Origin of the sequence: Acetobacter tropicalis (assembly GCF_001580915.1) — a bacterium.
In the GTDB taxonomy this organism is placed as follows: Bacteria; Pseudomonadota; Alphaproteobacteria; order Acetobacterales; family Acetobacteraceae; genus Acetobacter; species Acetobacter tropicalis.
In genome coordinates, this window is sequence record NZ_LHZQ01000138.1 from 1 (window position 1) to 8,243 (window position 8,243).

At 53.2% G+C, this 8,243-nt stretch carries 6 protein-coding genes; all 6 read right to left on the reverse strand.

Annotated elements, in window-relative coordinates; translation table 11 throughout:
- Positions 1-113: 113 nt before the first annotated feature.
- Positions 114-2,561, reverse strand: a complete 2,448-nt coding sequence (locus AD944_RS01715) for an ABC transporter permease (protein WP_045543284.1) — start codon at positions 2,559-2,561, stop codon at positions 114-116.
- 17 nt (positions 2,562-2,578) lie between these two features.
- Positions 2,579-3,976 (reverse strand): TolC family outer membrane protein, encoded by a 1,398-nt coding sequence (locus AD944_RS01720; RefSeq protein WP_145912904.1) that lies wholly within the window; start codon positions 3,974-3,976, stop codon positions 2,579-2,581.
- Between the two features lie 5 nt (positions 3,977-3,981).
- Positions 3,982-5,160 (reverse strand): ABC transporter permease, encoded by a 1,179-nt coding sequence (locus AD944_RS01725; RefSeq protein ID WP_061138868.1) that lies wholly within the window; start codon positions 5,158-5,160, stop codon positions 3,982-3,984.
- A complete protein-coding gene (locus AD944_RS01730) occupies positions 5,094-6,461 on the reverse strand; it encodes an ABC transporter permease (RefSeq protein WP_052427260.1) in 1,368 nt (455 codons plus the stop codon). The genes AD944_RS01725 and AD944_RS01730 overlap by 67 nt, the downstream gene beginning before the upstream one ends.
- 11 nt (positions 6,462-6,472) lie before the next feature.
- Positions 6,473-7,156 carry an ABC transporter ATP-binding protein gene (locus tag AD944_RS01735; RefSeq protein ID WP_045543286.1) on the reverse strand — a complete coding sequence of 228 codons (684 nt, stop codon included), beginning with the start codon at positions 7,154-7,156 and terminating at the stop codon, positions 6,473-6,475.
- Positions 7,157-7,174: 18 nt separating this feature from the next.
- On the reverse strand, positions 7,175-8,243 hold a 1,069-nt coding region (locus AD944_RS01740; RefSeq protein ID WP_061474704.1), incomplete at its 5' end, for an efflux RND transporter periplasmic adaptor subunit.

Consider the following 8,243-nt stretch of genomic DNA (forward strand, 5'->3'; position numbering starts at 1 on the left):
CCTTTATTCGCTTACCTATGCCAGCCCCAAATATTTTTTCTGCTCAGAAATTTTGAACTCGTTATGTTTGATGTTGAAGCTGTGGATACTGGAAGTATTAAATAATAATTTTTTCAGAGGGTCTGATGGAGGCCTGCCGCCGGAGGGCGGCGTGCTGCCCGCCAAGCCTGACTGAAAATGGCGACTGCTGCGACACAAAGAGTCAGGAGGGTTACAATCATAAACGGGACCGGTGTCAGAGAAATTCTCTGATCAAACTTTGAGAGCCATGTCTGCATCAGCATCCACGCCACAGGCCACGTAATGACCGTGGCAAACATGATCGGGCGGAGAAACTGGCCGATAAGAAGGCGTAAAATATCCCGTGAGCGTGCCCCCAAAACTTTGCGGATACTGATTTCCTGCATCCTACGCGTGACCGTAAATGCAGAAAGACCGTAAAGACCGAGACACGCGATTACGACAGCCACGAGTGACCCTATACTGAAAAGCGCACTGTGGTTTGCGTCAGACCGGTAATCCTCAGCCAGAATATCTGACACATCCCGGGCGGAAAACGGCACATCCGGCACGACTTCTTCCCATACTTTGCGCAGGCGGCTCATTTCGATTTGTCCGCTTGCGCCCTGATAGCGCACAATACCTGCGACATAATCGATCGGCGTTTTTGTTCCAAAAAAGAGCAAGGGAGGGATGGAGTTTTGTATTCCTCCAAGGCGGATATCTTCAATAACCCCGATAATGCGATACTTTATGCTTTTGTCGGGTACCTGAGCCTCCTGAATGTTCTGCCCAAGAGCCACCTCGGGTGAGGAAAAGCCAAACTGCTTTACCGCTAGACGTGAAATGACAACATTCTTCCCGCTGTCTGATGTGGCATTTGTCTGCGCGTAGTCTTGCCCATGCTCGTCATCAAACAATCGCCCTGCAACAAGCCTAGCGCCAAGAGTTTCAAAATATCCCGGCGTTGCGTAACCCCAATGGAGGCTGAAGGCGGTACTCTGGCCGGGGCGTTTCCAGTCATCACTGTCTGACATATGGTGGGGGTAGAGGTCCGAGCGTGTTGCAACCGTTACGCCTGCAACCTCGGCAAGGCGTGCCATGATGGAGGCCTGTCGGTTTTTCAGCGTGTCATCACTGAGCGCATCAATTACGATAAGCCCGTGGTTTGTCATGCCACGGTCCAGAGCCTGCACAAAGCGGGCCTGCTGGGCCATAATAAGGGTGCAGATGGCCAGAAGGCTTGCAAACGTGAATTGTAATGTCACCAGTGCGTTTCTGACTGTGCGGTCAAGCCGCCCGCCACCGGGCATTCTGCTTGCGGACAGAACATCCACCGGCCGAAACGCAGAAAGGACAAAGGATGGGTAAAGGCCCGCAGCCGCACCAGAGAGGAGGGCAATGCTTCCGGCAACAGGAAGTATAAAAGACCAGTCGTAAGAAATCTGCCAACCGCCGAAGGCATTAACCCATTGCAGGGCGAATTCGGCCAGCGCCAAAGCCAGTAGGCCTGCGCCGAATGTCAGGAAAATAGCTTCCGACATGAACCTGATAACAAGAGAGAAGCGTGAGGCACCAAGCACCTTACGCATTGCCACGTCTTTTGCGCGTAAACCAGCCCGGGCGGTTGCCATATTAATATAATTGACCAACGCAGTTGCAAGTGCTGCAAGCCCTACTAAAGCCAGAATATCGACAAGCTGACGGCTTGTGCCTCCATCGCCAATATGAGCGTTGTGAAAGTGAATATCTTTCATTGGTATTAAAATTAAGCCGCCTGCTCCAAACATATTTTGTATCCCGCTCTGTGAATAATTACCGGGATGGCGGGCCGGATAAGCCATTAACTCTTTCCGGATACGGGGAACAGCATTGGGGTTATCAATACGGATATAGATGTGTCCCCATGTACTGCCCCAGTTTTTAAAGGGAAGAGTATAAGGCGGTGTTGTAAAAAATTTGCTCGGGAAAAGAGTAATAATAGTGAAAACTTCACTCGAGTTTGATGGCGTATCTGCCATGACAGCGGAAATAATACCATCTTCATGATTATCTATACGAATTTTACGGCCTAAGGCGTTCACAGTGCCAAAATATTTCCGGGCAAGGCTTGCGGAAATGATAACCTTTCCTGGCGCGTCAAGTGCTGTGGCTTTGTCACCAGATAGCAAAGGGAGGTCAAAGACGGATAGAAAATCCTGATCCGTCATGGTGACGGTCTCACGCCCCAGTATCTCGCCCGCGCGGACTGCCTGTGGGATACTCAAAAGACGTATGGCATGGTCAATTTCAGGGAAGTCTTGTCTTAAAAACGGAAAACTGAGGAAGCTAACGGAATCATTTTCATAAGCAGCATGACCTGCCGGTTTGAGTAGTTCATCAACCTGATACAGGTTGGTGGCATGTGGAATATAGGAATCATAAGTGGTTTCGTATCGGACAATGAGCATCATGATGAGAAACACAGCAATGCCGAGAGCAAGTCCGATCAGATTGATCAGCGTATAAAGCCGGTGGCGGGAGAGTGTGCGGAATGTCGGGGTCAGAATTTCGGTAAGCATTGCAGTTCTCCTGTCCCTCACCAGCCAGCCCGGTCGAGTGCTGCCAAAGGCACCTGAAGGGGCTCCCAGTCACGTGTGCGGGCGTGGCGCAATTGAGCACCAGCATCATAGGGGTGGACGTTGGGTATCAAATCCTGCGCCTGTAAATGCCCGATGGCAGCCAGAAGCAGGGCTTGTGCAACAATGGTGTCATGCTGGCTGGTGGCCAGTTCCACCTGTGCGGACCGAAGGTTTTGGTCCGCATAAAGCACGTCCGTTGTGCTGCGCAGGCCATAGCCATATTCAAGCTGATAGCCTTTTAAGGTTGTCTCACCAGAGCGGACTTCTGCCTGACCTGCTCTTATGGCCTGTAGGCCGTTCTCGACAGCATTCCAGTATGTCACAACATCCTGCAGAGCGGAGCGGCGTGCCTGTTCCACGTTCTGGTGGGCCTGTTCATCTTTATCGCGTGCCTGCCTGATCTGGGAATTATAAAGGCCACCATTATAGAGAGGTTGAACCAGCGAGACCGTTCCTGTCACTTGTTCCCCGTATTCTCTTCCACGGAAAGGCGCACCCGGCCCGATGGTGCCAAACGTACCCTGAACCTGAATTTGCGGCCCCCATTGTGAACGGGCGGTATCAACATCCGCCAGTGTGGCACTTTTTGTCTCCCGCATCTGGGCAAGTTGAGGGTTGGACTGAATGGCGATTTTCATGGCTTGCGGCATGCTGGACGGCAAACCGGGCAGCACTACTGGCATGACAAGATGAGTGGGGTTTTCCCCAATAACGGCCCGAAACTGTGCCTCGGAGGCAGCCAGGGTGGCGCGGGCCTGCGTCAGAGCCACCTCTGCTGACTGGCGGCGTGTTTCGGCCTGTTCCACGTCAGTTCTGGTCACCTGCTCGGAGGGCGCGCCGCCAAGAGTATAGCGGGAAGTCGTCAGTTGCACCTGTCTTTGGAGCATGGTCAGATCCGCCTGGCGGATGTCCTTTATCGAACGGTCCCGCAATACATTCATGTAGGCAGTGATAACGTTGGTGAAGACCTGCGCTTCCGTCAGGCGTAAGGCGTGCCCTGCGGCATGGGAGCGTGCATCAGCAGCTTTTACCTGATTGGCTGTGTGACCAAAGGAGTAAAGTGTCTGTTTGGCCGCAACATATCCTTCAGCATAGTTTGATGTATAGCTGCCCAGAGCAAACGCGTTGGTGTACGGGCCCTGCTGGTAATTGGCATCCATGTTGACAGAGACAGTCGGCCGCCAGCCGGACCGAGCCTGCACGGAGTTTTCAGTGACGGCACGCTGATTAGCCTGTTCTCCCAGCAGGGTCGGGTTGCTCTGGTAGGCATGTGCCAAAGCATCCTGAAGGGTCTGGGCTTGCGCGGCATAGGGCGGAATTACTGCAAGGGCAAAGCATGCAAGAATGCGGGACATGGGCATTACTCCGCTCTGAGGGCGCGTGCTGGTTCGGCCCGTGCAAGATGCACGGTCTGCCCCAGAACTGTGCAGGTTGCGATAAGGGTGGCTCCAGCCACGGCAAAGAGGAAAAGGGCCGGGGAGAGAGAAATACGTTCATCAAATCCGCTCAGCCACTGCCGCATGAGCAGCCATGCTGCCGGACAGGCGAGCAGACAGGCCAGGAGAACCGGTTTCAGAAAATCGCCGAGTAACAAGGCCAGTGTCTGGCCCGAGGTTGCTCCCAGTGTTTTGCGAATACCAATTTCATGCACCCGGCGCGCGGCTGCAAATGCTGCCAGGCCGTAAAGCCCAAGACAGGCAATCAGCAGGGCGGCAACTGCACCAAGAGTAAACAGGTGTTCACGTTGTTCATCTCCAGCATAAAATTCTTCCATGAGCTTATCCGCTGGGGAGAAATGGCTGGGAATATCAGGCAGGAGAGTCCGCCATGTTCGGTCAAGCCGCTCAGACATCAGAACGGGAGTAACACCCGAGAAACGAACAGCCGGGACGGGATCATCAAACGGGGTGCGTTGTAGGGAGGAAAAGAACAGAATTTCCGGAGAGACAGTTTCACGCGGGGAACCGAAACGAATATCGTCAATAACACCAATAATTGTGAAGTGCTTCGCGCCTTCTCTAATAATTTTCCCTAAAGCATCGTCAGGTTTTTTAAAGCCAAAAGACAGGGAGGCTTTGCTGTTTATGATAATGTTCCAGTTGCCGTTCCCATTTTTAAAATCAGCGTTGGAGGGGCCATCATCCTGCCCGTGTGTGGCATCAAACCAGCGTCCGGCCAGCAGGCGGGGCTGGTAGGTTTCTCTGTAATCGGATGAAACGCGATCCCGCAGCATCTGCACCTCAACCTGTCCCGCAGGACTCTCATAAACAAAACCTGTGCGGGTGAGAGAATGTGGATTGGGCTGGAGTTCACCTAACGTCACGGAGGTGACGTTAGGGAGGGATTGCAACGTATCCAGCATGTGCCGTTGCACCTCGATATCTTTCGAGTGCATCTGCTGGCCGATCAACAGGCCAGACTGGATGTAACCCCGGTTGGCATGCCGCAGAAAACTGGTCTGCCGGTCAATAACTAGTGTGCAGATAACGATGCAGATTGCGACAGAAAATTGCGCCACAACCAGCACGTTCCGTAGCATAGCTGTTTTCCGCCCTCCTGCGGGCATGCGGGCATGCGGGCGGCTGCCAGAATAGAGGCAGGGTTATAGCCTGACAAAATCAGTGAGGGATAAAGCCCGGATGCCAGACCGCTCCCAAGGATTACGAGCGGGAGCAAGAGCGCTATAAAATAATAATTAATGCGGACGGCTTCCCCTGTCACGCTGGCAATAGCCGGGACACATATCTCACAAAGCACCAGTCCGCTCAGGCCCGCAATGCAGGAAAAAACCATGGCCTCTCCCATAAACTGGGTAAACAGCATGAAACGGGAAGCGCCAAGAGTCTTGCGGAGAGCAACTTCCTTTGCTCTTAGGCCAGCGCGGGCGGTTGCGAGGTTAACGGTATTGGCACACCCAAGAATAAGGGCAAGCAGACCAATCAGACCAATGCCATCAATAACGTATTGTTCCGCACTATTGGCCGTATCCTCAACCTGTGAGTCATGAAAATGTGTTTCCTTCAGAGGAACAACGGAGAGCGCGTAGACTCTTTTTCCATCTGCCCCAATGGAAATCTGGTCTTCCGCTGTGCCCGATGCTCGGTGTTGCACAAAATCAGAAAGGCGTGCGTTTACGGCAGCAATATCATTGTGTTTATGGAATTTAAGCAGAATTTCTCCACAACTACTGGCCCAGAAAAGGAAACAGGAGCGCTGTAACCGGTCTTGCGGAGGGACCGGCAGGAGCATATCCACATTATCCAGTAGGCCGGGGGAGGGAGCATCACCCAGCACACCAGTGACGGTATATGTGCTTTTCTGCCCAATTCTGTTGATTTCTACAGTTTTTCCCAGAACATCAGGCTTGCCAAACACTGTCATTGCGGCCTGCCGGGAGAGAACAAGACCATCAGGCCGCGTCAGTGCCGTATCAGAATTGCCCTGCAAAAGCCGGAGCGAGAACATCCGAAAAAACCCGGGGTCTGTCATTCGACCGGAAAAGTGTGTGAACTGCCCGTTTTTCTCGACATTCAGATTTGTTGCCGTAAATGTTACACCGTCCTCAATTTCCGAAAAATCCTGTTTTAAAAACGGCAATGCTCTGAAGCTGACATCGGCACTTTCATAAGGCGTTGTGCCCGGCTCGGACCAGTGTTCATCCATGCGTGCCAGCCTGTCCGCATCCACAAAACCAGTATTAAAACTGTATTCAAAGCGCACAACGAGAGCGAGGGTGAGGAAGACGCCAATCCCCAAAGCTAAACCGAAAACATTCAGACCAACATACAGGGGATGCCGCCGTGCCTGACGACCGATACTTCTGAGAATAGATGCAATCATCACGGTATCTTTCAGATGACATTGCGCACGGAAATGACAATCTGTCCGTCCAGCATATCAACCCGGCGTCTGGCCAGATCCGCATGGCTGGGGGAGTGGGTGACCATGATGATTGTGGACCCTTCATCATTCAGGGTTTGGAGAATATCCATCACCTGTGTGCCGTTTTCGGTATCAAGGTTGCCGGTTGGTTCGTCAGCCAGAATCAGGCGTGGTTCTCCTACAATGGCGCGGGCAATGGCGGCGCGCTGCTGCTGACCGCCAGAAAGCTGGGAGGGGTAGTGCCTGGCACGGTGGGCAATCCCAACACGGTCCATCGCCTGGGCAACTCGCTTCCGGCGCTCTGGTTTGGGGATGTTTCGATAAACAAGCGCTAGTTCAATATTTTCTTCGATTGTCAGCTCATCAATCAGATTGAAACTCTGAAAAATATAGCCAAGGTTTTCCCGGCGGAAGCGGGCAAGCGCGGCCTCATTGAGTTTTGTCAGTTCTTCACCACCAAAACGATAGGAGCCTGCTGTAGGCCGGTCGATTGTGCCCAGAATATTGAGCAGGGTGGATTTGCCACACCCTGATGGCCCCATAATGGCGACAAACTCTCCCTGAGCGATCTCCAGTTCGATATCGTGCAGGGCTGTTGTCTCTACTTCGTCGGAGCGATAGAGGCGCTGGATACGGGAGAGGTGAATGAGCATAGCTGGCAGTCCTGTCACTTAGTGGATGGCGAGATGGTTGAAATTTTTATAGGAATTGTAAGAAGAGATGATCACTTGATCCCCCGCATGCAGGCCGCCTGTAATTTCTGCCTGCTCGGGGTTGCGGCGCCCGGAAGTGATTGTCACACGGTCGGCACTCCGGCCATTCCCTGCGACGACAAAAGCCGAGGACCCACCGCTGGCTTCAAGCCATGCACCATTAGGCAGAACCAGCGCCCTGTGCGTCTCCCCCAGTGTGATGCGGATATCAATGCTTTCACCGCGTCTCAGGCCCGGTGGCGGAGGGACGTCAAATGTCAGTTCCGCCCGAAACTGACCATTGGTGACCTGAGGGTGGACGCGCGTCACGGTGAGGGGAATTTTGATATCCCCAATGTCCGCCTGCGCGCGCTCTCCAGTTGCGACGCGACCCAGATAAAATTCATCAATATCGGCATCAAGGCGATACAGGCCCTCACTATCAATCTGCCCGATCCTGTCGCCTGCCTTAAGAGATTGACCGGGCTGGAGGTCAAAATTGGTCAGGCGACCATCAAGCGGGGCACGAAGGGTCAGAGCGCCAAGGCTGTTTTCAACCACTTCCAGATTGGAACGGAGGCGTTGCCCCTCCAGGTCAATTTCTTTTTCCTGCCGGTCTGCTACCTGACTATCCTGAGTGCGTGCGGCATCCAGCCTTTTAAGGCGCTGGGCATAATAGTCTGCTTCATCACTGTAAGACTGCACGTTGGCATCAGATTCAAAGCCCTGCTGCCGGAGCTGTTCACGTATGGAGAGTTCATGCCGCGCTTTGAGAAGATTATAGCGGGTTTCAGCAAGCTGCGTTTCTTCGGTAGTGCGGGTTTGCTGCAATGTCAGGCGTTGCGCGCTGACTGCCCCGAGTTGACTGGCAATTGACGCCTCGCGGGAGGTTACATCCAGCTGAAGCTGCGGATTGCTCAGACGGGCCAGAACATCGTCTTTTTTGACCAGAACACCATCTTTTGCCACAGCCTCCGTAACCTCGCCCCCTTGCACGGCATTGATGAATGTAATACCAACCGTTGCTTGAGGTGACTCAGGGGGTACC